The sequence below is a fragment of the Siccibacter turicensis LMG 23730 genome, from assembly GCF_000463155.2.
GTDB lineage: Bacteria > Pseudomonadota > Gammaproteobacteria > Enterobacterales > Enterobacteriaceae > Siccibacter > Siccibacter turicensis.
The window spans coordinates 214,892-239,986 of record NZ_AWFZ01000030.1 but is presented as its reverse complement, the minus strand read 5'-3'; the positions used below and the strand labels follow the sequence as shown (position 1 = coordinate 239,986).

General features: G+C 61.0%; 23 protein-coding genes. 15 read left to right on the top strand and 8 right to left on the bottom strand.

The window, feature by feature from the left end:
• Nucleotides 1-42: 42 nt before the first annotated feature.
• Nucleotides 43-1,572, top strand: a complete 1,530-nt coding sequence (gene nuoM / locus DW58_RS10685) for an NADH-quinone oxidoreductase subunit M (protein WP_024549262.1) — start codon at nucleotides 43-45, stop codon at nucleotides 1,570-1,572.
• Nucleotides 1,573-1,579: 7 nt separating this feature from the next.
• Nucleotides 1,580-3,037 (top strand): NADH-quinone oxidoreductase subunit NuoN, encoded by a 1,458-nt coding sequence (gene nuoN / locus DW58_RS10680; protein ID WP_024549261.1) that lies wholly within the window; start codon nucleotides 1,580-1,582, stop codon nucleotides 3,035-3,037.
• 49 nt (nucleotides 3,038-3,086) lie between these two features.
• On the opposite strand, the gene rnz is transcribed toward nuoN, so the two are convergent.
• Nucleotides 3,087-4,001: a ribonuclease Z gene (rnz, locus tag DW58_RS10675; RefSeq protein WP_024549260.1), complete on the bottom strand. Its 915-nt coding sequence runs from the start codon at nucleotides 3,999-4,001 to the stop codon at nucleotides 3,087-3,089.
• Nucleotides 4,002-4,072: 71 nt separating this feature from the next.
• On the opposite strand from rnz, the gene DW58_RS10670 reads away from it, so the two are divergent.
• The 7 genes from DW58_RS10670 to menE all read left to right on the top strand — a co-directional run bounded on the left by DW58_RS10670 (nucleotide 4,073) and on the right by menE (nucleotide 10,698).
• Nucleotides 4,073-4,522: a GNAT family N-acetyltransferase gene (locus DW58_RS10670; RefSeq protein ID WP_024549259.1), complete on the top strand. Its 450-nt coding sequence runs from the start codon at nucleotides 4,073-4,075 to the stop codon at nucleotides 4,520-4,522.
• A gap of 77 nt (nucleotides 4,523-4,599) precedes the next feature.
• Nucleotides 4,600-4,902 (top strand): stress response protein ElaB, encoded by a 303-nt coding sequence (gene elaB / locus DW58_RS10665; protein WP_409371868.1) that lies wholly within the window; start codon nucleotides 4,600-4,602, stop codon nucleotides 4,900-4,902.
• A 172-nt stretch (nucleotides 4,903-5,074) separates the two neighbouring features.
• The gene (gene menD, locus DW58_RS10660; protein WP_024549257.1) at nucleotides 5,075-6,745 is read left to right on the top strand and encodes a 2-succinyl-5-enolpyruvyl-6-hydroxy-3-cyclohexene-1-carboxylic-acid synthase; all 1,671 of its coding nucleotides are present in this window, start codon (nucleotides 5,075-5,077) and stop codon (nucleotides 6,743-6,745) included.
• Nucleotides 6,742-7,515 (top strand): 2-succinyl-6-hydroxy-2,4-cyclohexadiene-1-carboxylate synthase, encoded by a 774-nt coding sequence (gene menH / locus DW58_RS10655; protein ID WP_024549256.1) that lies wholly within the window; start codon nucleotides 6,742-6,744, stop codon nucleotides 7,513-7,515. The genes menD and menH overlap by 4 nt, the downstream gene beginning before the upstream one ends.
• The gene (gene menB / locus DW58_RS10650; protein ID WP_024549255.1) at nucleotides 7,512-8,369 is read left to right on the top strand and encodes a 1,4-dihydroxy-2-naphthoyl-CoA synthase; all 858 of its coding nucleotides are present in this window, start codon (nucleotides 7,512-7,514) and stop codon (nucleotides 8,367-8,369) included. The genes menH and menB overlap by 4 nt, the downstream gene beginning before the upstream one ends.
• On the top strand, nucleotides 8,369-9,334 hold the full coding sequence (gene menC, locus DW58_RS10645) for an o-succinylbenzoate synthase (protein WP_024549254.1): 966 nt from the start codon (nucleotides 8,369-8,371) through the stop codon (nucleotides 9,332-9,334). The genes menB and menC overlap by 1 nt, the downstream gene beginning before the upstream one ends.
• Nucleotides 9,331-10,698, top strand: coding sequence for an o-succinylbenzoate--CoA ligase (gene menE, locus DW58_RS10640; protein ID WP_029592878.1), 1,368 nt, complete (start codon nucleotides 9,331-9,333; stop codon nucleotides 10,696-10,698). Before menC ends, menE begins: the two co-directional genes overlap by 4 nt.
• Nucleotides 10,699-10,700: 2 nt before the next feature.
• On the opposite strand, the gene DW58_RS10635 is transcribed toward menE, so the two are convergent.
• From DW58_RS10635 to DW58_RS10625, 3 genes are read right to left on the bottom strand one after another with little or no spacing between them, the layout of a single operon-like run.
• On the bottom strand, nucleotides 10,701-12,212 hold the full coding sequence (locus DW58_RS10635) for a tripartite tricarboxylate transporter permease (RefSeq protein ID WP_024548257.1): 1,512 nt from the start codon (nucleotides 12,210-12,212) through the stop codon (nucleotides 10,701-10,703).
• A gap of 12 nt (nucleotides 12,213-12,224) precedes the next feature.
• Entirely contained in the window at nucleotides 12,225-12,656 is a 432-nt protein-coding gene (locus DW58_RS10630) for a tripartite tricarboxylate transporter TctB family protein (protein WP_024548256.1), read from the bottom strand.
• Nucleotides 12,657-12,667: 11 nt separating this feature from the next.
• Nucleotides 12,668-13,648 carry a Bug family tripartite tricarboxylate transporter substrate binding protein gene (locus DW58_RS10625; RefSeq protein WP_024548255.1) on the bottom strand — a complete coding sequence of 327 codons (981 nt, stop codon included), beginning with the start codon at nucleotides 13,646-13,648 and terminating at the stop codon, nucleotides 12,668-12,670.
• Between the two features lie 178 nt (nucleotides 13,649-13,826).
• Here DW58_RS10625 and tctD point away from each other — a divergent pair, with 178 nt between their 5' ends.
• Together tctD and DW58_RS10615 are read left to right on the top strand one after the other, a co-directional pair.
• Entirely contained in the window at nucleotides 13,827-14,501 is a 675-nt protein-coding gene (tctD, locus tag DW58_RS10620) for a transcriptional regulator TctD (RefSeq protein WP_024548254.1), read from the top strand.
• Nucleotides 14,488-15,903 (top strand): sensor histidine kinase, encoded by a 1,416-nt coding sequence (locus DW58_RS10615; RefSeq protein WP_024548253.1) that lies wholly within the window; start codon nucleotides 14,488-14,490, stop codon nucleotides 15,901-15,903. Before tctD ends, DW58_RS10615 begins: the two co-directional genes overlap by 14 nt.
• Nucleotides 15,904-15,948: 45 nt before the next feature.
• Here the strand turns inward: DW58_RS10615 and katA are convergent, their stop codons facing one another.
• A complete protein-coding gene (katA, locus tag DW58_RS10610; RefSeq protein ID WP_409371856.1) occupies nucleotides 15,949-17,400 on the bottom strand; it encodes a catalase KatA in 1,452 nt (483 codons plus the stop codon).
• Nucleotides 17,401-17,482: 82 nt separating this feature from the next.
• Between katA and DW58_RS20915 the strand changes: the two genes are divergently transcribed.
• The 4 genes from DW58_RS20915 to glpT all read left to right on the top strand — a co-directional run bounded on the left by DW58_RS20915 (nucleotide 17,483) and on the right by glpT (nucleotide 21,130).
• Entirely contained in the window at nucleotides 17,483-17,668 is a 186-nt protein-coding gene (locus DW58_RS20915; RefSeq protein WP_146145003.1) for a hypothetical protein, read from the top strand.
• Complete coding sequence (locus DW58_RS10605; protein ID WP_024548251.1) at nucleotides 17,665-18,207, top strand: YfaZ family outer membrane protein; 543 nt, start codon at nucleotides 17,665-17,667, stop codon at nucleotides 18,205-18,207. Before DW58_RS20915 ends, DW58_RS10605 begins: the two co-directional genes overlap by 4 nt.
• A gap of 92 nt (nucleotides 18,208-18,299) precedes the next feature.
• Nucleotides 18,300-19,496 carry a nicotinamide mononucleotide deamidase-related protein YfaY gene (locus DW58_RS10600; protein ID WP_024548250.1) on the top strand — a complete coding sequence of 399 codons (1,197 nt, stop codon included), beginning with the start codon at nucleotides 18,300-18,302 and terminating at the stop codon, nucleotides 19,494-19,496.
• A gap of 281 nt (nucleotides 19,497-19,777) precedes the next feature.
• Nucleotides 19,778-21,130 carry a glycerol-3-phosphate transporter gene (gene glpT / locus DW58_RS10595; protein WP_024548249.1) on the top strand — a complete coding sequence of 451 codons (1,353 nt, stop codon included), beginning with the start codon at nucleotides 19,778-19,780 and terminating at the stop codon, nucleotides 21,128-21,130.
• Nucleotides 21,131-21,162: 32 nt separating this feature from the next.
• Here glpT and yfaE read toward each other — a convergent pair whose 3' ends face one another.
• From yfaE to nrdA, 3 genes are all read right to left on the bottom strand, one after another.
• On the bottom strand, nucleotides 21,163-21,417 hold the full coding sequence (yfaE, locus tag DW58_RS10590) for a class I ribonucleotide reductase maintenance protein YfaE (protein WP_024548248.1): 255 nt from the start codon (nucleotides 21,415-21,417) through the stop codon (nucleotides 21,163-21,165).
• A gap of 6 nt (nucleotides 21,418-21,423) precedes the next feature.
• The gene (nrdB, locus tag DW58_RS10585; protein WP_024548247.1) at nucleotides 21,424-22,554 is read right to left on the bottom strand and encodes a class Ia ribonucleoside-diphosphate reductase subunit beta; all 1,131 of its coding nucleotides are present in this window, start codon (nucleotides 22,552-22,554) and stop codon (nucleotides 21,424-21,426) included.
• Between the two features lie 158 nt (nucleotides 22,555-22,712).
• Nucleotides 22,713-24,998, bottom strand: coding sequence for a class 1a ribonucleoside-diphosphate reductase subunit alpha (gene nrdA, locus DW58_RS10580; protein WP_024548246.1), 2,286 nt, complete (start codon nucleotides 24,996-24,998; stop codon nucleotides 22,713-22,715).
• Nucleotides 24,999-25,095 lie beyond the last annotated feature (97 nt).

Here is a 25,095-nt window from a genome sequence, read left to right as displayed (position 1 = left end):
AGATAGCCTGAGCAGGAGTAAATATAAGGGACATACTTAGCTATGTTATTACCCTGGTTAATACTAATCCCCTTCATCGGCGGCTTCCTTTGCTGGCAGACCGAACGCTTTGGCGTCAAGGTTCCACGCTGGATTGCGCTGATCACGATGGGGCTGACGCTGGCGCTCGGTCTGCAACTCTGGTTGCAGGGCGGCTACTCCTTAACGCAGGCAGCCGGCATTCCGCAGTGGCAGTCTGAGTTTGTGATGCAGTGGATCCCGCGCTTTGGCATCACCATTCACCTGGCGCTGGACGGCCTCTCACTGCTGATGGTGGTGCTGACCGGTTTCCTCGGGGTGCTGGCGGTACTCTGCTCCTGGAACGAAATCGAAAAATATCAGGGCTTCTTCCACCTGAACCTGATGTGGATCCTCGGCGGCGTAATCGGTGTGTTCCTTGCCATCGACATGTTCCTGTTCTTCTTCTTCTGGGAGATGATGCTGGTGCCGATGTACTTCCTCATCGCGCTCTGGGGTCATAAAGCCTCTGATGGGAAGACGCGTATCACCGCGGCCACCAAGTTCTTCATCTATACCCAGGCGAGCGGTCTGGTGATGCTGATCGCCATCCTGGCGCTGGTGTTTGTGCACTACAACGCGACAGGGCAGTGGACCTTCAACTATGAACTGCTGCTGAACACGCCGATGTCTCATGGCGTGGAGTGGCTGCTGATGCTGGGCTTCTTTATCGCCTTCGCGGTAAAAATGCCGGTGGTTCCGCTTCACGGCTGGCTTCCGGACGCGCACTCACAGGCACCGACCGCCGGTTCCGTTGACCTGGCAGGGATTCTGCTGAAAACCGCAGCCTACGGTCTGCTGCGCTTCTCGCTGCCGCTGTTCCCGAACGCCTCTGCCGAGTTCGCCCCGATTGCCATGTGGCTGGGTGTTATCGGTATTTTCTACGGCGCGTGGATGGCCTTTACCCAGTACGACATCAAGCGTCTGATTGCCTATACCTCGGTATCGCACATGGGCTTCGTGCTGATTGCCATCTACACCGGCAGCCAGCTGGCGTACCAGGGCGCGGTTATTCAGATGATTGCCCACGGTCTGTCAGCAGCGGGTCTGTTCATTCTCTGCGGTCAGCTTTACGAGCGTCTGCATACGCGTGATATGCGTCAGATGGGCGGCCTGTGGAGCAAGATCAAATGGTTACCGGCAATGTCGATGTTCTTCGCCGTGGCTACGCTGGGGATGCCGGGCACCGGTAACTTCGTCGGTGAATTCATGATCCTGTTCGGCAGCTTCCAGGTGGTACCGGTGATTACCGTTATCTCCACCTTCGGTCTGGTGTTCGCCTCGGTCTACTCGCTGGCAATGCTCCACCGCGCCTACTTCGGTCAGGCGAAGAGCGAAGCGGCGAAGCAGGACATCCGCGGCATGTCAGCGCGCGAGCTGTTCATCATTCTGTTGCTGGTAGCGCTTCTGGTGCTGCTTGGCATCTATCCGCAGCCGATTCTGGATACCTCGCACTCCGCGATGAGCAATATCCAGCAGTGGTTTGTTAATTCTGCTTCTACTACAAGGCCGTAATTCGCTCATGACTATAACTCCTCAACATCTGATCGCGCTGCTTCCGCTGCTGATCGTCGGTTTGACGGTAGTGGTTGTGATGCTGTCTATTGCATGGCGACGCGACCACTTCCTCAATGCCACGCTGTCGGTGATTGGCCTTAATGCTGCACTGGTTTCACTGTGGTTTGTTGGCCAGGCTGGCCCTATGGACGTCACCCCGCTGATGCGGGTTGACGGTTTTGCGATGCTCTACACCGGCCTTGTGCTGCTGGCGAGCCTCGCGACCTGCACCTTCGCCTATCCGTGGCTCCAGGGCTATACGGATAACCAGGAAGAGTTCTACCTGCTGGTGTTAATCGCCGCGCTGGGTGGCATCCTTCTGGCGAACGCCAACCATCTGGCGGCGCTGTTCCTCGGGATTGAGCTGATCTCGCTGCCGCTGTTCGGGCTGGTGGGATACGCCTTCCGGCAGAAGCGCTCTCTGGAAGCGGCGATCAAATACACCATCCTTTCCGCGTCCGCCTCGTCGTTCCTGCTGTTTGGTATGGCACTGGTATATGCGCAGTCGGGGAATCTCTCCTTCGTGGCGCTGGGCAAGAGCCTTGCCGACAACATGATGCATGAACCGCTGCTGCTGGCGGGTCTGGGTCTGATGATCGTGGGTCTGGGCTTCAAGCTGTCGCTGGTACCGTTCCATCTGTGGACGCCGGACGTTTACCAGGGCGCGCCGGCACCGGTGTCGACCTTCCTGGCGACCGCGAGCAAAATTGCGATCTTCGGTGTGGTGATGCGCCTGTTCCTCTATGCGCCGGTAGGCGATAGCGAGGCGGTGCGTATGGTGCTCGGGATTATCGCGGTGGCTTCAATCCTGTTCGGTAACCTGATGGCGCTGAGCCAGAGCAACATCAAACGTCTGCTGGGCTACTCATCCATCTCACACCTGGGTTATCTGCTGGTGGCGCTGATCGCCCTGCAAAGCGGCGAGCTGGCGATGGAAACCGTCGGGGTATACCTCGCGGGCTACCTGTTCAGCAGCCTCGGCGCCTTTGGCGTAGTGAGCCTGATGTCCAGCCCGTACCGCGGGCCGGACGCCGATTCGCTTTACTCCTACCGGGGGCTGTTCTGGCACCGTCCGATCCTCTCTGCGGTCATGACGGTGATGATGCTGTCGCTGGCGGGGATCCCGATGACGCTTGGCTTTATCGGTAAATTCTATGTGCTGGCGGTGGGTGTACAGAGCAACATGTGGTGGCTGACTGCAGCAGTGGTGGTGGGTTCCGCGATTGGTCTCTACTACTATCTGCGCGTGGCGGTGAGCCTCTACCTGACTGCCCCGCAGCAGCTTAACCGCGATGCGCCGTCCGACTGGGCATGGAGCGCAGGTGGTGTGGTGGTACTGATCTCCGCGCTGCTGGTGCTGGTGCTGGGCGTATGGCCACAGCCGCTGATTACGCTGGTGCAGATGGCGCAGCCGCTGATGTAATCCAGCCCGACTGGACTAAAAAAACCGCCCTCGGGCGGTTTTTTTTGCCTTACACCGTCACAGTGAGGAAGTCGCGGGCCAGTTCGCTGGCCGGAAACACCGCCCGGCACTCCTCCAGCAGCGCCTGGCACGCCACGGCATCGTAGCGAGAGCTGAGGTGGGTGGCGATCATCCGTTTCACCCCGGCGGCGCGAGCAAGCTCTGCCGCCTGAACCGTGGTGCTGTGCCCGCGGCCGTTGGCTTTTTCCGCCATCGCCGCCTCCAGGGTAGTCTCGTGGACCATCACGTCGGCGTCGCTGGCCAGCGCCATTCCCGCCGGCGTTGGCGCCGTATCGCCAAAGATGGCCAGCGTTTTTCCTTTACGCGTCTCCCCGAGAAAGTCTGCACCGCGAATCATGCGGCCGTCCTCAAGCTCAAGGGTTTCCCCCTTTTTGAGCCGCTGGAACAGCGGGCCTGGGGTGACGCCCGCAGCGATAAGACGGGCCGCGTCGAGCGTGCCGGGTTTATCGTGCTGCTCGATGCGGTAGCCGTAGCACTCGACCGGGTGGGTCAGCGGGTAGGCCGTCACCCGCACGTCGGCATCGTCCAGCACCACGCCGCCGTCGATTTCGATAATCTCCAGCGGATAGCTGGTCCAGGACCCGCTCAGCGCCAGCGACATCTCAATAAACCGCCGAATGCCGGCCGGGCCGTAAACGGTCAGCGGCACCTGGCTGCCGGCCATCGAGCGGCTGCACAGCAGGCCGGGCAGGCCAAAAATGTGGTCGCCATGAAGATGGGTGATGAAGATACGCGTCAGCTTGCCCGGGTTGATCTGGGTATGCAGCATCTGCTGCTGGGTACCTTCACCGCAGTCGAACAGCCAAAGATCCGGTTTATTCTCAAGCGGAGTCAGGGTAATAGCCGTCACATTACGCGTTCGGGTGGGCACGCCCGCTGACGTACCTAAAAAGGTCAGTTCCATACGAAAGTGATCCCCTGTCTGAAGGAAAAGCCTTTAGTATAACGGCGATAACGCATGTACAGGAGCATCTCATGATTCATTGGCAAGACCTGCACCACTCAGAGCTTGATGTCCCGACGCTGTACGCCCTGCTTCAACTGCGCTGCGAGGTGTTTGTTGTCGAGCAAACCTGTCCCTATCTGGATATCGACGGCGAGGATCTGGTGGGCGAAAACCGCCACATCCTCGGTTGGCGCGATGGAAGGCTGATTGCTTATGCGAGGATTCTGAAAAATGGGCCCGATCCGGAGCCGGTCAGCATTGGCCGGGTGATTGTCGAGGGGTCGGTACGAGGTGAAAAACTGGGTGCTCAGCTGATGACGCGTGCGCTGGCCAGTTGCCAGCAGCACTGGCCGCAGAAGGCGCTGTACCTCAGCGCGCAGGCCCATCTGCAACCTTTCTACGCCGGGTTTGGTTTTCAGCCGGTGACGCCCGTTTACGACGAAGATGGCATCCCGCACGTCGGTATGGCGCGCGAATAGCGGTTACGCAGGATGGCGGGATGTTGTCTATAGTTAGCGAACCAGTAAACGTTTGAAAACGGAGAACCATTATGTCAATGAATGAACAACCTTACGAACCGCGACTGGATGACGACCTGACCCTGCTGAGCGATACGCTTGAAGAAGTGTTACGCGCATCCGGCGACCCGGCTGACCAGAAGTATATCGAGCTGAAAGCCCGCGCAGAGCAGGCGCTGCACGATGTGAAAAATCGCGTCAGCCATGCGTCCGACAACTACTATTTCCGTGCCAAAAAAGCGGCTTACCGTGCTGATGAATACGTGCACGAAAAACCGTGGCAGGGGATTGGTATTGGTGCCGCAGCAGGCCTGGTACTGGGTTTACTGCTTCGTCGCTAAGCCTTGTGCCCTGCGCACCGCGCAGGGCATGATGCCGCGTGTTTCACCCTGCATTTCCCTCGTACGTCTGCACCGCTAATTTCCTCCGGAAAGTCACAATACCGACCCACGTCAAAACAGCCCCTGGCACGATCCTTATAATGACCCGGTGAATTTGATACCGGACAACATCATGTCGATAAGCGCTTTCAACCGACGCTGGGCAACGGCCATCCTCGAAGCGGTCACCCGCCACGGCGTACAGCACGTCTGTATTGCTCCTGGCTCCCGCTCGACGCCGCTTACCCTTGCGGCCGCCGCTCATCCAGGCTTGACCCACCACACCCACTTCGACGAGCGTGGGCTGGGGCATCTTGCGCTGGGTCTGGCAAAAGCCAGCGGGCAGCCGGTCGCGGTGATTGTCACCTCCGGCACGGCGGTGGCGAACCTCTATCCGGCGGTGATTGAGGCAGGGTTGACCGGTGAAAAATTGATTCTGCTCACCGCGGACCGCCCGCCGGAGATGATCGACTGCGGCGCAAACCAGGCGATTCGCCAGACCGACATCTTCGCCACGCATCCCGCCGCCGCGCTCTCTCTGCCACGGCCCACCCCGGATATTCCGGTTAGCTGGCTGCTCTCCGCCATTGATAACCTGCTCAATACGCACAACGGCGGGGCGGTACATATCAACTGCCCGTTCGCCGAACCGCTCTATGGCGATATGGACGCCACCGGCGAAGCCTGGCTTCAGGCGGCCGGCAGCTGGTGGCAGGAGCGCACGCCGTGGCTTCGCGCCGGGCAGTCGTCGGGCGTAAGCGTGGAGCCGGACTGGCCAGCCTGGCGTGAAAAGCGTGGGGTGGTGATTGCCGGACGTCTGAGCGTGGATGAAGGGCAGCAGGTGGCCGACTGGGCGCAGACGCTTGGCTGGCCGCTGATTGGCGATGCGCTCTCTCAGACCGGGCAACCGCTGCCCTGTGCCGACCTGTGGCTGAGCCATTCGCAGGCGCAGCGTGAGCTGGCCTGCGCGGAAATCGTGGTGCAGTTCGGCAGCAGCCTGACGGGTAAACGCCTGCTTCAGTGGCAGGCCAGCTGTACGCCACAGGCTTACTGGCTGATTGATAGCCTGCCGGGGCGGCTCGATCCCGGGCACCATCGCGGTCGCCGTCTGGTGGCCACTGTCAGCGCCTGGCTTGGCGCGCACCCGGCAACGGCGCGTTCACCCTGGGCACCCCGGCTGGCGTTGCTGGCAGGCGAGGCGCAGCATCGGGTCGAAGCCGCCACGTCAGCATTCGGCGAGGCGCAGATCGCCCACCGTCTTCCCGGCCTGCTCCCGAAACAGGGCCAGCTTTTCCTCGGCAACAGCCTGGTGGTGCGGCTTATCGATGCCCTGGCGCAGCTTCCGGCCGGTTATCCGGTCTACAGTAACCGAGGCGCGAGCGGCATTGATGGCCTGATTTCCACCGCGGCCGGGGTGCAGCGCGCCACCGGCCGGGCGACGCTGGCGATTATCGGCGATCTCTCCGCGCTCTACGATCTCAATGCCCTGGCGCTGCTGCGCGAGGTTAGCGCCCCCTTTGTGCTGCTGATCATCAACAACAACGGCGGGCAAATTTTCTCGCTGTTGCCCACAGACAGCGCCGTGCGCGAGCGGTTCTACTGCATGCCGCAGCACGTCGAGTTTCGCCATGCCGCAGCCCTGTTTGGTCTGGGGTACCAGCAACCCGCCGATCTGGCCGCCTTACGCACGGCGCTGGACGAGGCGTGGCAGACGCCGCGCGCCACCGTCGTTGAAGCCGTGGTCAGCGAGACCGGCGGGGTGGACACGCTGCGCAAGCTGCTCGCTGAGGTCAGCCAGCTGTGAGCCTGCACGCGGTGGTGATACCGGGGAAGCGCGCGCTGCCGTGGATCGTCTGGCTGCACGGGTTTCTTGGTGCCGGTAGCGACTGGCAGGAGATAACCTCCGCCTTCGCCAACCCCCAGCTGCTGATCGACCTGCCCGGCCACGGCGCGTCGCACGCGGTATCAACGAGCGGCTTTGCGCAAACCCAGCGGCTGCTGCAAAACACCCTAATTAATTACAACATACTGAGCTACTGGCTGGTGGGGTACTCCCTCGGCGGCCGCGTCGCCATGTATCACGCCTGCAGGCAGCCAGAGGGACTGCGCGGGCTGATTGCCGAGGGTGCGCATCCGGGGCTAACCACTGGCCGCGAGCGCGACGAACGCCGTGCGTCGGACCACCACTGGGCGGCGCGCTTTACGCACCAGCCGCTGGAGAGGGTGCTGGATGAGTGGTATCGCCAGCCGGTGTTTGCCTCGCTGTCTGAAGCGCAGCGCCAGCGGTTTATCGCGCTTCGCCGGGATAACCATCCGGCGGCACTCAGCGCGATGCTCACGGCTACCTCCCTGGCACGTCAGCCGGATTTGCGTGCTCGCCTGGCGAAGCTGCCGGTGCCGTTCCATTTTCTGTGCGGCGAACGCGATACCCGCTTTCAGGCTATCGCGCAGTCCATCGCCGCGCGCTGCCATACCCTTCCTGATGCCGGGCACAATGCCCACCGGGAGAACCCGCAGGCGTTTTGCGCCTGCCTGACCTCCATTTTGCACGCTTCCTCTGAGGAAAACCTATGATCTATCCCGATGAAACGCAGCTCTACGCCCCGGTTGAATGGCTCGATTGTTCACAGGGTTTCAGCGATATCCGCTACCAGAAATCCACCGACGGCATAGCAAAAATCACCATTAACCGCCCGGAAGTGCGCAACGCGTTTCGTCCGCTGACGGTGAAAGAGATGATTCAGGCGCTGGCGGATGCGCGCTATGACGACAGCATCGGCACCATCATTCTGACCGGCGAAGGGGAGAAAGCCTTCTGCGCCGGCGGCGACCAAAAAGTCCGCGGCGACTACGGCGGCTATCAGGATGACTCCGGGGTGCATCACCTCAACGTGCTCGATTTTCAGCGTCAGATCCGTACCTGCCCGAAGCCCGTGGTGGCGATGGTCGCCGGGTATTCCATCGGCGGCGGTCATGTACTGCACATGATGTGCGATCTGACCATTGCCGCGGATAACGCGATTTTTGGTCAGACCGGCCCGAAAGTTGGTTCGTTTGATGGCGGCTGGGGCGCGGCCTACATGGCGCGTATCGTCGGGCAGAAAAAAGCGCGCGAAATCTGGTTCCTGTGCCGCCAGTATGATGCACAGGCCGCGCTGGATATGGGCCTCGTTAACACCGTGGTGCCGCTGGCCGATCTGGAAAAAGAGACCGTGCGCTGGTGCCGCGAAATGTTGCAGAACAGCCCGATGGCGCTGCGCTGCCTGAAAGCTGCGCTCAACGCCGACTGCGACGGCCAGGCAGGGCTGCAGGAACTGGCGGGCAACGCCACCATGCTGTTCTACATGACGGAAGAGGGGCAGGAGGGACGCAACGCCTTCAACCAGAAACGTCAGCCCGATTTCAGCAAGTTTAAACGGAACCCGTAATGCGTCGCGCACGGCTTTTTCGCTATCAGCTGCCCCTGGATGCCGGGGTGGTGCTGCGCAATCAGCGCCTGAAAACCCGCGACGGGCTGCTGGTGTGTCTTAATCAGGACGGGCGCGAAGGCTGGGGCGAGATCGCCCCGCTGGCGGGCTTCAGTCAGGAATCTCTTGAGGCGTGCCAGCAGGCGGCAACGGCGTGGTTACACGGCTGGCAGCAGGGGGACGACGCCGCGCTGCCGGGCTATCCGAGCATCGCGTTCGGGCTGAGCTGCGCCTGCGCCGAGCTGGAGCAAAGCCTGCCTGGGGCGGCGGATTATCGCGCCGCACCGCTGTGCACCGGCGATCCCGACGAGCTGTTCGCCATGTTAAGTGCTCTGCCCGGTGAGAAGATCGCCAAGGTCAAAGTGGGCCTCTACGAAGCGGTGCGCGATGGGATGATGGTCAATCTGCTGCTGGAAGCGGTGCCGGGTCTTCGCCTGCGGCTGGACGCCAACCGGGCGTGGACGCCGCTGAAAGCCGAACAGTTTGCCCGCTACGTTAACCCGCAGTGGCGCGATCGCATTGCGTTTATCGAAGAGCCCTGCCGCACCCGGGACGAATCGCGTGCGTTTGCGCAGCAGTACGGCATCGCCATTGCCTGGGACGAAAGCCTTCGCGAAGCGGATTTTCGCTTTGTTGCCGAACCGGGCGTCGCGGCGGTGGTGATCAAACCGACGCTGACCGGCAGCCTGCAACAGGTTCGCGAGCAGGTAGAGGCCGCCCATGCCGCCGGGCTGCAGGCGGTGATTAGCTCGTCCATTGAATCCAGCCTCGGACTGACCCAGCTGGCGCGCATCGCCGCCTGGCTCACGCCTGACGTGGTGCCGGGCCTGGACACGCTCACCCTGATGCAGGCCCAGCTGCTCCGCCCCTGGCCCGGCAGCACGCTCCCTCTGTATGGCGTCGAACGGCTGGAGGCGGTGCTATGACGTTTACTGACTGGCCCTGGCGGCACTGGCAGCGCGAACAGCCGGACGCAGTTGCCCTGGTGCTCGACGGTACGCCGCTGAGCTGGCATGAACTGTGCGGGCGTATCGACGCCCTCGCGGCGGGGTTTTATCAGCAGGGCGTGCGCGAAGGCGATGGCGTGGCGCTGTGTGCCCGTAATCGCGCAGATACGCTGCTTGCCTGGCTTGCGCTGTTGCAGTGTGGCGTGCGCCTGCTGCCGCTCAATCCGACGCTGCCCGCCGTCCAGCTGGAAACGCTGCTGCCCGGCATGACGCTGCGCTTTTCGCTGACGCTGGATGGCATGCTGCCCGACACTCACCTGCGCGCGCTGAGTCTGCAATACGCCACCGGCGACGGCGCGGCGGCCTGGGATCCCCAGCGGCTCGCCACCATGACGCTCACCTCCGGTTCGTCGGGAATGCCGAAAGCGGCCGTGCATACGGCGCAGGCGCATCTCGCCAGTGCCGCCGGGGTACTGGCGATGATCCCCTTCAGCGGCGAAGACCGCTGGCTGCTGTCGCTGCCGCTGTTTCATGTCTCGGGCCAGGGGATCCTCTGGCGCTGGCTGCTGGCCGGCGCGCAACTGGCCGTGTATGACGGGATGGGCCTCTCCGGGGCGCTGGCCGGGTGCAGTCACGCCTCGCTGGTCCCGACCCAGCTGTGGCGACTGCTCAACGACGATGGCGTGCCGGAACGGCTGCGCGCCGTGCTGCTGGGCGGGGCGACAATACCGGTGGAGTTAACCCACGCGGCCCAGCAGCGCGGCATCTCCTGCTTCTGCGGCTACGGTATGACCGAGCTGGCCTCAACGGTGTGTGGGAAAGCCGCCGACGGGCTGCCGGATGTCGGCGCGCCGCTGGCAGGCCGCGAGGTGAGAGTGGTCGACAATGAGGTGTGGATCCGCGCGGCCAGCATGGCCAGCGGCTACTGGCTTGACGGCGCACTGCGTCCGGTGACCAATGCCGAGGGCTGGTTTGCCACTCGTGACCGGGGCTATATCGCCGACGGCAGGCTGACGGTGCAGGGGCGGCTCGATAACCTGTTCTTCAGCGCTGGCGAGGGCATTCAGCCCGAAGAGGTGGAGCGCGTGATTGCCCGACTGCCGGGGATAAGCCAGGTGTTCGTGGTGCCGGTGAAGGACGTGGAGTTCGGCCAGCGGCCGGTGGCGGTGGTGGAGTACGCCGACGAGGTGATCCCGGAGCGTCTGGCCAGCTGGGTGAAAGAGCAGCTGGCCCGTTTTCAGCAGCCGGTGCACTGGCTGACGCTGCCGGAGACGCTGAAAACCGGCGGGATTAAGATCTCCCGCCGTCAGCTTCAGGAGTGGGTTGCCAGCGTGCTGGCCTGATATCAGCCAGCTTCCAGCGCCGTCTTGCGGCGTTTGCGCAGCAGTTTGACCAGCGGCGGGACCACCACCACCACGACGGCCAGCGTCAGCAGGGATTTCGTTACGCCGCTCTCCCACAGGATCGCCAGGTTGCCGTTACTGATCGAGAGCGCGCGTCGCAGGTTTTGCTCCAGCATCTCCCCCAGCACGAAGCCTAAAATCAACGGCGACATCGGGAAGTGCATTTTGCGCAGCAGATAGCCCAGCACGCCAAGCGCCACCATTAACACCAGATCGAAGGTGGTGCTGTGTACCGCATAGACCCCCACCGCCGAGACGGCTGCAATCGCCGGTGCCAGGAACCACATCGGAATGGTCAGCATACGGGTGAACAGGCCGATGAGCGGAATGTTCATGATAAGCAGCATGACGTTGGCGATAAGCAGGGCGGCAATCAGTCCCCAGACTATATCGGGCTGCTCGGTAAACATCCCCGGACCCGGCGTGATGTTATAGAGCGTCAGCGCGCCCATCATCACCGCTGTGGTACCTGAACCCGGCACCCCCAGTGTCAGCATCGGGATAAACGAACCGCACGCCGAGGCGTTATTAGCCGCTTCCGGCGCGGCAACGCCCCGGATATCGCCGTTGCCAAATGTCCCTTTATCACCGCTGAGCTTTTTCTCGGTCATATAGGTAATGGCGCTGGCGATGGTGGCCCCGGCACCGGGCAGAATGCCGACAAAGAAGCCGATGACCGACGAGCGCAGGGTCGCGCCGGTACAGCTTACCGCCTCTTTGACGTTGAACATCATCCGTCCGGTCTTGCGCACCAGCGTCTGGCCGCTGCTGGTGCTCTCCAGCATCAGCAGGATCTCCGACACCGAGAACAGCCCAATCACCACCACGATAAACTGGATGCCGTCGGAGAGGTGCACGCTGTCGAAGGTGAAGCGATAGACCCCGGTATTGGCATCCACGCCGACCGTCGCCAGCCCGAGGCCCAGCAGCGCCGAGAGAAATGACTTGAGCGGGTTCTGCGCCATCATGCTGCCCAGACAGGCAATCGCGAACACCATCAGCGCAAAATACTCGGCCGGCCCAAACGCCAGCGACCACTGCGCCAGGGTGGGGGCGAAGAGAATAATGCCGCCAATGGCGATCATTGACCCGACAAAGGAGCTGACGGCGGAGATGGATAGCGCCACGCCGCCGCGCCCCTGTTTAGCCATGGGATAGCCGTCGAGAGCGGTCATGATCGCTGCGGCGTCACCGGGCACGTTTAACAGAATGGAGGAGATGCGCCCGCCATATTCACAGCCGATGTAGACCGTGGCCAGCAGGATCAGCGCTGAGGTGGCCGGAAGATGCATGGCAAACGCCAGCGGCAGCAGGATCGCGACCCCGTTGATAGGGCCAAGGCCCGGCAGCAGGCCGACGATGGTGCCGGCGAAGCAGCCGATCAGGGCGATCATCAGGTTTTCCGGGGTGAGCGCTACCGCAAAGCCCTGCGAGAGGTATAACCAGGTATCCATAATCGTTCTCCGTTAACCTAGCCAGGCGCCGAGGGGCAGCGTGACGTCAAGTAGTGAGTCAAAGGCATACCAGAACGTGACGCCCATCAGCGCCCCGGCAACCAGCGCGGCGGGAAGGGTGGCGCCAAACAGCATGCCGAACACGGCGGTCAGCAGCGCGGTGGCCAGCGGGAAGCCCAGCCATTCGAAACCCCAGGCGTAGAGCGTCAGGGCGATGACCATGATCAGCAGCCGCTGGAGCACCGTTTTATGCGGCCACTCCACCAGATCCGGATGGCGCAACAGCAGCAGCACGGCGCACAGCAGCATCAGGGCCAGAATGCCCACCGGAAACGGACGCGGGCCAACGGGTTCGTAGCTGTATTCGCTGTGAATTTGCCAGGCGACCACCAGGCCGCCGAGGCAGAGCAGGATCCATATACTGGCGAAAATACGATCGCTCATGGCGCCTCTCCTCAGTTCGCCAGGCCAAAGGCCTGGGCCTGTTTATGGTAGGCTTCTACCTGCTGCTTCACGTACGCATCCAGCTCTTTGCCGTTTTTGTTGAACTCAAACAGGCCGCGCAGATCGCGCTGCTGCTTGAACACCTCGGTCTGCTGAAGCTTCTGGAAGGTATCCACCCACCACTGGTACTCCGCGTCGCTGACCTTCGGGCCGACAAAGAAGCCGCGAATGATGGGCCAGACCAGATCGTAACCCTGCTCTTTGGCGGTCGGGACATCGGCAAGCGCGCCCGGCAGACGTTCGGCTGAAAATACCGCCAGCACACGCAGCTTGTCGCCCTTGAGGTACGGCACCATTTCGCTCATGTCGCCGGACACCGCCTGCACATGGTTGCCCATCAGCGCGGTCACCGGCTCGCCGCCGCCTTCAAACGCGACGTAGCGCATCTTGCGCGGGTCAACGTTGGCCTGCTTCGCCAGCAGCGCCGTCTTCATCCAGTCCTGGCTGCCGATAGACGCCCCGGCGCCGAACACCACGCTCTCCGGATTTTTCTCCAGCGCGCCCATCAGATCCTTGAGGTTTTTCCACGGCGAATCAGCGCGCACGGCAATCATCCCGTAATCGGTACCAACGCTGGCAAGCCAGCGCACATCGTTGACGTTGTAGCGGCCAAACTTGCCCTGGGACAGGTTCAGCAGCGAACCGCCGGAGAACGCCACCACGGTACCCGGCTCCGCAGGACGCTGGGCCACGATAGCGTTATAGGCGACGGCCCCTACGCCACCGGGCATGTAGGTGACGCGCATCGGTTTCTCAATCACGTGCGTCTCCTGGAGGCTGACCTGAATCAGCTTGCAGGTCAGGTCGAAGCCGCCGCCGGGTTTGGCGGGCGCAATACACTCGGTGCGGGAAGGGGGCTCCGCCGCCAGCAGCGGGGAGGCGGTCAGCAGCAGGGTGGCGGCGATGCAGGTACGACAGAAACGTGTGCTCATAAGGTCCTCACGGTACGGGTAAGTGACGTGGGCGCGCCCGATTTTCGTTGCTTTATAGCGCGCCTGCAGAGGTTTTTCTCATTATGTGAACCGCCTTGTAGCGATTCGGTTGCATGATTGTTAAAACGTTAACCTTTCATTTCCCTTTCACCGCGACAGAAACTTTACAGGATGTGATATGCGTCTCTTACTGGCGGAAGATAATCGTGAGCTGGCCCACTGGCTGGAAAAAGCGCTAGTGCAGCATGGGTTTGCCGTGGACTGCGTGTTCGACGGTCAGGCGGCGGACCACCTGCTGCAAAGCGAGCGCTACGCCATGGCGGTACTCGATATCGGCATGCCGCGCATGGATGGGCTACAGGTGGTGCAGCGTCTGCGCCAGCGCGGTCAGCATCTGCCAGTGCTGCTGCTCACGGCGCGCAGCGAGGTTGCGGAGCGGGTAAAGGGGCTTAATGCGGGCGCGGATGACTATCTGCCCAAGCCGTTCCAGCTGGAGGAGCTTGATGCCCGGCTGCGCGCGCTGCTCAGGCGCAGCGAAGGGCAGATTCAGGAGACCCAGCGCTTAGGCGATCTGGCGTTTCATGATGAAGGCTACTTTGAGCTGGCCGGTAAGCCGCTGGCGCTGACGCCGCGCGAGTGCGCGCTGCTCACGGTGCTGATGTACCGCCGCGGCCGCCCGGTATCGCGCCAGCACCTGTTCGATCAGGTATTTAATCTGTCGGATGAGGCCAGCCCGGAAAGCATCGAGCTTTACGTCCACCGGCTGCGCAAAAAGCTACACGCCAGCAATGTGCGCATCACCACGCTTCGCGGGCTGGGCTACGCGCTGGAGTGCGGCGATGAAACGCAATAGGCCGCCGCCGTCCCTCTTTTCTCGCCTGCTGCTGTTTCTGGGGCTGCCGCTGCTGCTGCTGTGGCTGTTTTCCGCCTTCACCAGCTATTTCAGCGCGATGCAGGCCGCCACCCAGGCCTACGACCGAACCCTGCTGACCTCGGCGCGGATGGTTGCCGAGCGGCTGGTGGTGCGTAACCAGCAGATTCTGGTTGAGGTGCCCTGGGTGGTGCTCGACAGCGTCGAGCTCAATATGAATGACCGCCTCTACTACAAAGTGACGGACATCAACGGCCGGGTGATTTCCGGGTATGACGATTTGCCCGCGCTGCCGCCCGGCACGCCGCGCACCGCGCTCTACCCGGCGCTGGCCTGGTTTTACCACGCCACCTACCGCGGACAGGCGATACGCGTTGCCCGCCTGCTCCAGCCGGTCAACAGCGGGAGCGTGACCGGCATGGTTGAGATCACCGTCGCGGAAACGCTGCAGTCCCGCCACCTGCTGGCCCAGCATCTGCTCTTCTCATCGGCGGTGAGCCAGGGGGGACTGGTGCTGATCACGCTGCTGCTGGCAGGCTGGCTACTGCGACGGGTGTTAAAACCGATGCGGCAGCTCTCCGGGATAATGGTGCGCCGCGATCCGGGCGTGCTTACTCCGCTGCCGGATCACCTGCTGCCCTGGTCTGAAACCCGTTTGCTGGTGGTGGCATTCAATCGCTATATCGACCGGCTGCGCGCCCTTATCGCCCGTCAGGAGCGGTTCAGCGCCGATGCCTCACACCAGCTGAAAACGCCGCTGGCGGTGCTCAGGATGCAGACCGCGGTGGCGCTGGCCAGTCCGGATCCCGCCCAGTGGCGCGAGAGCCTGAGCGCCATCAGCCGCACGCTGGACCATACCGTCGCGCTGACCGAGCGCCTGCTGCTGCTGGCGCAGCTTAAGGGGAAAGAGCAGGGGGAGCGGCAGTTTGTCGCGGTGGATATCGCGGCGCTGGCGCGGGAGTGCTGCTTCTCACGTTTCGCCGAGGCGCGTGGAAAAAGGATTGATGCGGGGTATGAAGGCGAGAGCGGGGCGGTGATGGTGGAGGGCGATCCGATCCTGCTGGCTGAGCTGTGCGCCAATCTGCTGGATAACGCGCTGAAATACACGCCGCCGGGGGGAACCATCACGCTGCGCGTCACCTCGGATCGCACGCGGGTGTGGCTTGAAATTGAAGACAGCGGGCCTGGTATTGACAGCGCCCTGTCGCAGCAGGCACTGCAGCCGTTTCAGCGGCTTGAAACCGGCATTGAGCAGCCGGGTGCTGGCCTGGGGCTGGCGCTGGTCAACGATATTGCGCGCTGGCACCGCACGCGGCCTGAGCTGCTTAAAAGCGAGACGCTGGGGGGATTGCGGGTACGTGTCGCCCTCTATCCGGGCGGATGACAACAAGAAAAACCCGACGGTCATGCCGTCGGGTCACACTCGCCGTTATCGGGCGTTTTTAATCGCGTCCAGCGCCGCGGCAATCCCGGCGCCGTAGGCCGGATCCACTTCGCTGAACAGGCCGATCTGACGCTGCTGAATAAACTCAGGAATCGACTTCATATCATCGGCGATGCGGCGGTACATACGCTGACGCTCCTCCTCACCAATCAGCGCAAACAGCTTACGCGGCTGGCTGAAGTAGTCGGTGTCTTCCCGGTGGTTCCAGTGGTCGGCAGCCCCTTCCAGCGACAGCGGCGGCTCGCTGTAGTCCGGCTGCTCCTGGAACACGCCGAAGCTGTTCGGCTCGTAGGTTGGGCCGTTGCCGCTGTTCCCGTCCACGCGCATTGCGCCGTCGCGGTGATAGTTATGGAACGGGCAGCGCGGTTTGTTCACCGGGATCTGATGATGATTAACGCCGAGACGGTAGCGGTGCGCGTCCCCGTAGGAGAACAGACGCCCCTGCAGCATGCGGTCCGGCGAGAAGCCGATACCCGGCACGATGTTGGCCGGCGACATCGCCACCTGTTCCACTTCGGCAAAGTAGTTATCCGGGTTGCGGTTCAGTTCCAGCTGGCCCACTTCAATCAGCGGGTAGTCGCCGTGCGGCCAGACTTTGGTCAGGTCGAACGGGTTGTACGGCACGCGGGAGGCGTCCGCTTCCGGCATGATCTGCACGTAGAAGGTCCAGCGCGGGAAGTCGCCGTTTTCGATGCTGTCGAACAGGTCGCGCTGGGAGCTCTCGCGATCCTCAGCCACCAGACGTTTCGCCTCGTCATCCATCAGGTTGGCAATGCCCTGCGCCGACTTCAGGTGGAACTTCACCCAGAAGCGCTCGTTGTCGCTGTTGATAAAGCTGAAGGTGTGGCTGCCGAAGCCGTGCATATGACGGTACGAGCGCGGCAGGCCGCGGTCGCTGAAGTCAATGGTCAGCTGGTGCAGTGACTCCGGCAGGTGCGAGAAGAAATCCCATTTATACGTCGGGTTGCGCAGGTTGGTGCGCGGGTCGCGTTTTACCACGTGGTTGAGATCCGGGAACTTCAGCGGATCGCGCAGGTAGAAGACCGGGGTGTTGTTGCCCACCAGATCCCAGTTGCCCTCTTCGGTATAGAACTTGATGGAGAAGCCGCGGATATCGCGCTCGGCGTCGGCGGCACCGCGCTCACCGGCCACGGTGGAGAAGCGCAGGAACAGGTCGGTTTTCTTACCCACCTCAGAGAAGATCTTCGCCCGGGTCCAGGCGGTGATGTCGTGGGTCACGGTAAAGGTGCCGTAGGCGGCAGAGCCTTTGGCATGCATACGGCGCTCGGGAATCACTTCCCGGTCAAAATGCGCCAGCTTTTCCAGGAACCAGACGTCCTGAAGCAGCATCGGGCCGCGTGGGCCGGCGGTTGCCACGTTATTGTTATGCGCAACCGGGGCGCCTGAGGCGGTGGTTAATCCTTTCTTATTCATCATTGTTCCTCGACGGAGAGTAGGGAGCGTCATCGCTCAGTGCTGTGAACCGTTTGAATTTATGCACAGCACGGTAACGTTCCGCATGATCGAGGGCAATTTGGCTCTTTCTATTACAGGAATGCCTGCCGCCTTTCAGACGCAGCCGCAGGTTTCAATTCCTTACAATCCGCCGGGTAAAGTGCGCTTATCGCGTCTTGAAAGGAACAAGCGCAACGGTACAATGCCGACACACATTGATCGTGAGTTTTATAAAAGAGAATCCAAATGAAAAAAGTCGTGCTTGCTGGTGTCGCCAGCTTACTGTTTGTTTCAGGCTACGCCAGCGCACTTAGCGTGAATGCTCAGGCGGGCAAAGAGTACACCAATATCGGCGTGGGCTTTGGCACCGACACCACCGGGCTGGCGCTGAGCGGCAACTGGGCGCACAACGATGACGATGGCGACATCGCGGGTCTGGGTCTGGGACTGAACCTGCCGCTGGGGCCGCTGCTGGCGACCATGGGCGGAAAAGGCATCTACCTGAACCCGAAATCCGGTGATGAAGGCTATGCCGCCGCGGTGGGCGGGGGCCTGCAGTGGCCGCTGACCGACAGCTTCCGCCTGTTCGGCGAGTACTATTACTCCCCGGATTCTCTCTCAAGCGGCGTGAAGGATTACGAAGAGGCTAACGCGGGCGTGCGCTGGACCGTGATGCGTCCTATCAGCATCGAAGCGGGCTATCGCTATATCAACCTCGCCGGCAAGGATGGCGATCGCGACAACGCCGTGGCTGACGGCCCCTATGTCGGCGGCAGCGTCTCCTTCTGATTTTCCCCGGCGCGGCAACCCGCGCCGGTTTCTCCTTTCCCCGACGTCGCCTTGCGCTATAGTAGAGCCTTCACTCTATGCGGAGTAAGTCGATGTTAACCGTAGAAATGCTCTCCACCGGCGATGAAGTCCTGCACGGGCAAATCGTTGACACCAACGCGGCATGGCTTGCCGATTTCCTGTTCGAACGTGGCCTGCCCCTTACGCGCCGCAACACCGTCGGTGATGCCCTCGACAGCCTGATTACCATTCTGCAGGAGCGCAGCACCGAAGCCGATGTGGTGATCGTCAACGGCGGCCTTGGCCCTACCAGCGACGATCTCAGCGCACTCGCCGCCGCCCGTGCCGCCGGCGTTGAGCTGGAGCTGCAGGCGTCCTGGCTTGAGCACATGACGCGCTTCTTCGAAAGCCGCGGTCGGGTGATGGCACCCAGCAACCGTAAGCAGGCGATGATCCCCGCGGGCAGTGAGATGCTCGATAATCCGGTGGGCACCGCCTGCGGGTTTGCGCTGCGGCTTAACCGCTGCACCTTTTTCTTCACGCCGGGGGTGCCTTCCGAGTTCAAAGTGATGGTGGAGAAAGAGATCCTTCCGCGTATTCAGCAGCGCTTTGAACTGCCGGCGCCGCCAGTCTGCCTGCGTCTCACCACCTTTGGCCGGTCGGAAAGCGATCTGGCCCAGAGCCTGAATCACCTCGACCTGCCTGAAGGCGTGGTCATGGGCTACCGCTCGTCGATGCCAATCATTGAGCTGAAGCTGACCGGGCCTGCCAGTAAACGGGCAGAAATGGAGGCCCTATGGCCGGAAGTCCGTCAGGTTGCGGGCGAGAGCCTGATTTTTGAGGGCACCGTAGGGCTGGCGGCGCAGCTGGCAGACCGCCTGCGCGAGCGCGATCTGCGTCTGGTGGTCAGCGAGCAGTTTACCGGCGGCATGCTGACGCTGGAGCTGAACCAGGCGGGTGCGCCGCTTGAGAGTTCGCAGGTGCTGGCGGCGCGCACCGAAACCCTACCGGAAATCGCCGCCCGGGCGCGAGCGCTCTCCGAAGGGGCCGACGATGCGCTGGCGCTGGTGGTGGGTGCCCAGCAGGAGGAGACCCTGCTGTTCGCGATCCACAGCGAGGCGGGGAGCAGGGCGATTCGCGTGCAGCTCAGCCTGGGCCATCACCGTTTGCCGGTTCGTCAGGCGGTGGCCTCGATGATTGCGCAGAACATGCTGCGTCGCCTGCTCAACGGCGACGACATCACACAGGGCCACGGCTGGGTGCGCGTTATCGAGCGTTTCGCGCTTTAAGCGTGCCGCTATTCCCGCGCGCTGGCGCGGGAAATTCCCTCAATTCCCTTTTTTACCGCCTTTTTTCCTTTCATATGCTCCTTCGTTAATGCGCGTTTACGAGCAAAAAGCGTGATCTGATGCGCTTTTTTGTTCTTTTGTCTTAAATATGTAACATTCCGCGTGTCATTTCACAGTAACATTCGCTGACTTTTGCTAACATTGCCTTGCTTTTGTTTACCAAAAGCGACGTGTTACTGAGCGCTTTCGCTGACGATAATAACAATGGCCCCGGAGGCTTAATGATCGGTATTTTTCAACCTGCACCCCATAAATCGCGACTGCCAGACGGACAGGTCGATCCGCTCTACCGTCGCCTGCGCTGGCAGATCTTCATGGGGATTTTCTTTGGCTATGCAGCCTACTATCTGGTACGCAAAAACTTTGCCCTGGCAATGCCTTATTTGATCGAGCAGGGCTTCTCGCGCGGCGATCTTGGTTTTGCGCTGTCGGGTATCTCTATTGCGTACGGTTTTTCCAAATTCATCATGGGCTCGGTGTCGGATCGCTCGAATCCGCGCGTTTTCCTGCCGGCCGGGCTGATCCTCGCGGCAGCGGTGATGCTGTTCATGGGCTTTGTGCCCTGGGCAACGTCCAGCATTGCGGTGATGTTCGTGCTGCTGTTCCTGTGCGGCTGGTTCCAGGGCATGGGGTGGCCGCCATGCGGACGTACCATGGTGCACTGGTGGTCGCAGAAAGAGCGCGGCGGTATCGTGTCGGTGTGGAACTGTGCGCATAACGTCGGCGGCGGTATTCCGCCTCTGCTGTTCCTGCTCGGTATGGCCTGGTTTAACGACTGGAAAGCGGCGCTCTACATGCCGGCGTTTGCCGCCATTGTGGTCGCGCTGATCGCCTTTGCGCTGATGCGCGATACCCCTCAATCCTGCGGCCTGCCGCCGATTGAAGAGTATAAGAATGACTATCCGGACGATTACAGCGACAAAAACGAAGAAGAGCTGACGGCGAAGCAGATTTTCATGCAGTACGTGCTGCCTAACAAGCTGCTGTGGTACATCGCCATTGCTAACGTGTTTGTCTATCTGTTGCGCTACGGCATTCTCGACTGGTCACCGACCTATCTGAAGGAAGTGAAGCACTTCGCGCTGGATAAATCCTCCTGGGCCTACTTCCTCTACGAGTACGCCGGTATTCCAGGAACCCTGCTGTGCGGCTGGATGTCGGACAAAGTCTTCCGCGGCAACCGTGGAGCGACGGGAGTGTTCTTCATGACGCTGGTGACCATCGCCACTGTGGTGTACTGGCTGAACCCGCCGGGCAACCCGCACGTCGACATGATCTGCATGATTGTCATCGGCTTCCTGATCTACGGTCCGGTCATGCTCATCGGCCTCCATGCGCTGGAGCTGGCACCGAAGAAAGCGGCGGGGACGGCGGCAGGCTTTACCGGTCTGTTCGGCTACCTTGGTGGCTCGGTCGCGGCCAGCGCTATCGTCGGCTATACCGTTGACTTCTTCGGCTGGGACGGCGGCTTTATCGTGATGATTGGCGGAAGCGTGCTGGCGGTGCTGCTGCTGATTGTGGTGATGATTGGCGAACGCCGACACCATCAGGAGATTGCCGCGAAGCGCGGCTAAATAAAAAGGCGGACCCTAAGGTCCGCCTTTTTTTACAGTTCGATTTCGATATCGCCCTGCGCTTTACAGCAGCAGGGAAGAATGTCACCCGGTTCGATAAACGCCAGCGGCTCGCTAAGCCAGGTCACTTCCCCCGACACCAGACGCGTGCGGCACGAACCGCAATATCCCTCGCGGCACTGATACTCCACCGGCACCTTATGAGATTCCAGCGCCAGCAGCAGGGAAGGGTGCTCTTCCAGACATTCAAGCTGCGCGCCGGAGAGGCGTAAGGTAATGCGGTTAATCATGACTCAGAGCTGGAAATCGCTGAGGTCGTCAGTGTTCACTTCGGAGTCAATCTGACCCACCAGATAGGAGCTCACTTCCACTTCCTGCGGCGCAACCTGGACGTTATCGGACACCAGCCAGGTGTTGATCCACGGAATCGGGTTAGAGCGCGTCTGGAACGGCAGATCGAGGCCCACCGCCTGCATACGGATGTTGGTGATGTACTCGACGTACTGGCAGAGAATGTCCTTGTTCAGGCCAATCATCGACCCGTCTTTGAACAGGTATTCCGCCCACTCTTTCTCCTGCTGCGCGGCCAGCACGAACAGGTCGTAGCTCTCCTGCTTGCACTCTTCGGCGATCTGCGCCATCTCCGGGTCATCCACGCCGCTGCGCAGCAGGTTCAGCATATGCTGGGTGCCGGTCAGGTGCAGCGCTTCGTCGCGGGCGATGAGGCGGATAATTTTGGCGTTGCCTTCCATCAGTTCGCGCTCGGCGAACGCAAAGGAGCAGGCGAAGGAGACGTAGAAGCGGATCGCTTCCAGCGCGTTCACGCTCATCAGGCACAGGTAGAGCTTCTTCTTCAGCTCGTGCAGGTTCACGGTAACGGTTTTGCCGTTCACGCTGTGGGTGCCTTCGCCCAGCAGATGCCAGTAGCTGGTCATCTCGATCAGATCGTCGTAGTAGTGGGCGATGCCTTCCGCGCGCTTGAGGATCTGCTCGTTGTTCACAATGTCATCGAACACCACCGCCGGATCGTTGACGATGTTGCGGATGATATGGGTGTAGGAGCGCGAGTGGATGGTCTCGGAGAACGCCCAGGTTTCAACCCAGGTTTCCAGTTCCGGAATCGAAATCAGCGGCAGCAGCGCCACGTTCGGGCTGCGGCCCTGAATGGAGTCCAGCAGCGTCTGGTATTTCAGGTTGCTGATGAAGATGTGTTTTTCGTGCTCCGGCAGCGCCTGATAATCGATGCGATCGCGGGACACGTCCACTTCTTCCGGACGCCAGAAAAAGGAGAGCTGTTTCTCGATGAGCTTTTCGAAGATGTCGTATTTTTGCTGATCGTAGCGAGCCACGTTTACCGACTGACCAAAGAACATCGGTTCGAGCAACTGGTCATTTTTGGTCTGTGAAAAGGTGGTGTAAGCCATGGGAGTGAATCCTGTCTGCAAACAACTCTGCGTTAACGGTGGATGCGCTTCGTTTATCCACCCTACGTCCTGATGTTGCGATTATTCTCGTAGGACAGGTAAGCGAAGCGCACCTGCCGCCTTAACAATAACAGGGCGGGTTTCCCCGCCCCGCATAATCAGATCTTACATGCGCCGCTTTCGCAGCCGTCGTCCTGAATGGACGGGGCCAGATCGTCCTGGGCATCCTCTGCACCGTCACGGGTGTTCTGGTAGTAGAGGGTCTTCACGCCAAACTTATAGGCGGTGAGCAGATCTTTAAGCAGCTGCTGCATCGGCACCTTACCTGACGCAAAGCGCGTCGGGTCGTAGTTGGTGTTGGACGAGATCGACTGGTCGATGAATTTCTGCATCAGACCTACCAGCTGCAGGTAGCCGTCGTTGTTCGGCATGTCCCACAGCAGTTCGTACTGGTCTTTCAGACGCTCGTACTCTGGCACCACCTGACGCAGGATGCCGTCTTTGGAAGCCTTGATGCTGACGTGGCCGCGCGGCGGCTCGATGCCGTTGGTGGCGTTAGAGATCTGCGAGGAGGTCTCAGACGGCATCAGGGCAGAGAGCGTGGAGTTGCGCAGGCCGTGGGTCTTGATGGATTCGCGCAGGGCTTCCCAGTCAAAGTGCAGCGGCTCGTTGGCAATTGCGTCGAGATCCTTTTTATAGGTGTCGATCGGCAGAATGCCTTTGCTGTAGGTGGTTTCGTTGAACCACGGGCAGGCGCCTTGCTCTTTTGCCAGCTCGTTCGAGGCTTTCAGCAGGTAATACTGAATTGCTTCGAAGGTTTTGTGGGTCAGGTTGTTGGCGCTGCCGTCGGAGTAACGCACGCCGTGCTTCGCCAGGTAGTAGGCGTAGTTGATAACGCCGATACCCAGGGTACGACGGCCCATCGCACCGCGTTTGGCGGCGAGGATCGGGTAGTCCTGGTAGTCCAGCAGAGCATCCAGCGCACGTACCGCAAGGGTAGCCAGCTCTTCGAGTTCGTCCAGGCTCTCAATCGCGCCGAGGTTAAAGGCGGAGAGGGTGCACAGGGCGATTTCGCCGTTTTCGTCGTTCACGTCGTCCAGCGGCTTGGTCGGCAGGGCGATCTCAAGGCACAGGTTGGACTGGCGTACCGGTGCAATCACCGGGTCGAACGGGCTGTGGGTGTTGCAGTGGTCAACGTTCTGAATGTAGATACGGCCGGTGGAGGCACGCTCCTGCATCATCAGGGAGAAGAGATCCACGGCCTTCACGCGCTGCTTGCGAATGCTGTCGTCTTTTTCGTATTTCACGTACAGGCGTTCGAACTCATCCTGATCCGCGAAGAAGGCGTCGTACAGGCCAGGCACGTCAGACGGGCTGAACAGGGTGATGTCCTCGCCCTTCAGCAGGCGGGTGTACATCAGCTTGTTGATCTGCACGCCGTAGTCCATGTGACGCACGCGGTTGGCATCGGTACCACGGTTGTTTTTCAGTACCAGCAGGCTTTCCACTTCCAGATGCCACATCGGGTAGAACAGGGTCGCAGCACCACCGCGCACGCCGCCCTGAGAGCAGGATTTCACCGCGGTCTGGAAGTGCTTGTAGAAGGGTACGCAGCCGGTGTGGAACGCTTCACCGCCGCGGATCGGGCTACCCAGCGCACGGATGCGACCGGCGTTGATACCGATACCGGCGCGCTGAGAAACGTACTTGACGATCGCGCTGGAGGTGGCGTTGATGGAGTCGAGGCTGTCGCCGCACTCGATCAGAACACAGGAGCTGAACTGACGGGTCGGGGTGCGCACGCCGGACATGATCGGGGTCGGCAGCGAAATTTTAAACAGCGACACCGCGTCGTAGAAACGCTTCACGTAGTCGAGACGGGTTTCGCGCGGGTAGCCGGAGAACAGGCACGCCGCTACCAGGATGTAGAGGAACTGCGCGCTCTCGTAGATTTCACCGCTGACGCGGTTCTGGACCAGGTATTTCCCTTCAAGCTGCTTCACCGCGGCGTAGGAGAAGTTCATATCGCGCCAGTGGTCGATAAAACCGTCCATCTGCTCGAACTCTTCCACGGAGTAGTCTTCCAGCAGATGTCTGTCATATTTACCCAGCTCAACCATTTTCACGACATGGTCGTGCAGCTTCGGCGGCTCGAACTGGCCGTAGGCTTTTTTGCGCAGGTGGAAAATCGCCAGGCGTGCGGCCAGATACTGATAATCCGGGGCATCGCGGGAGATAAGGTCGGCAGCTGCCTTGATAATGGTTTCATGAATATCAGAGGTTTTGATGCCGTCATAAAACTGGATGTGCGAGCGTAACTCAACCTGCGAAACAGAGACGTTTTCCAGCCCTTCCGCCGCCCAGTCCAGCACGCGATGGATTTTATCGAGGTTAATGCGCTCTTTGGCGCCGTCACGCTTAGTCACCAGCAGACTCTGATTCATGAGGAATATACCCGTCCGTAACAAATAGAAAAAATATCCCCCGCTTATACACAGCCGTCCCTTTGTGACTAACTCTGTGGATAAATACTACATATAG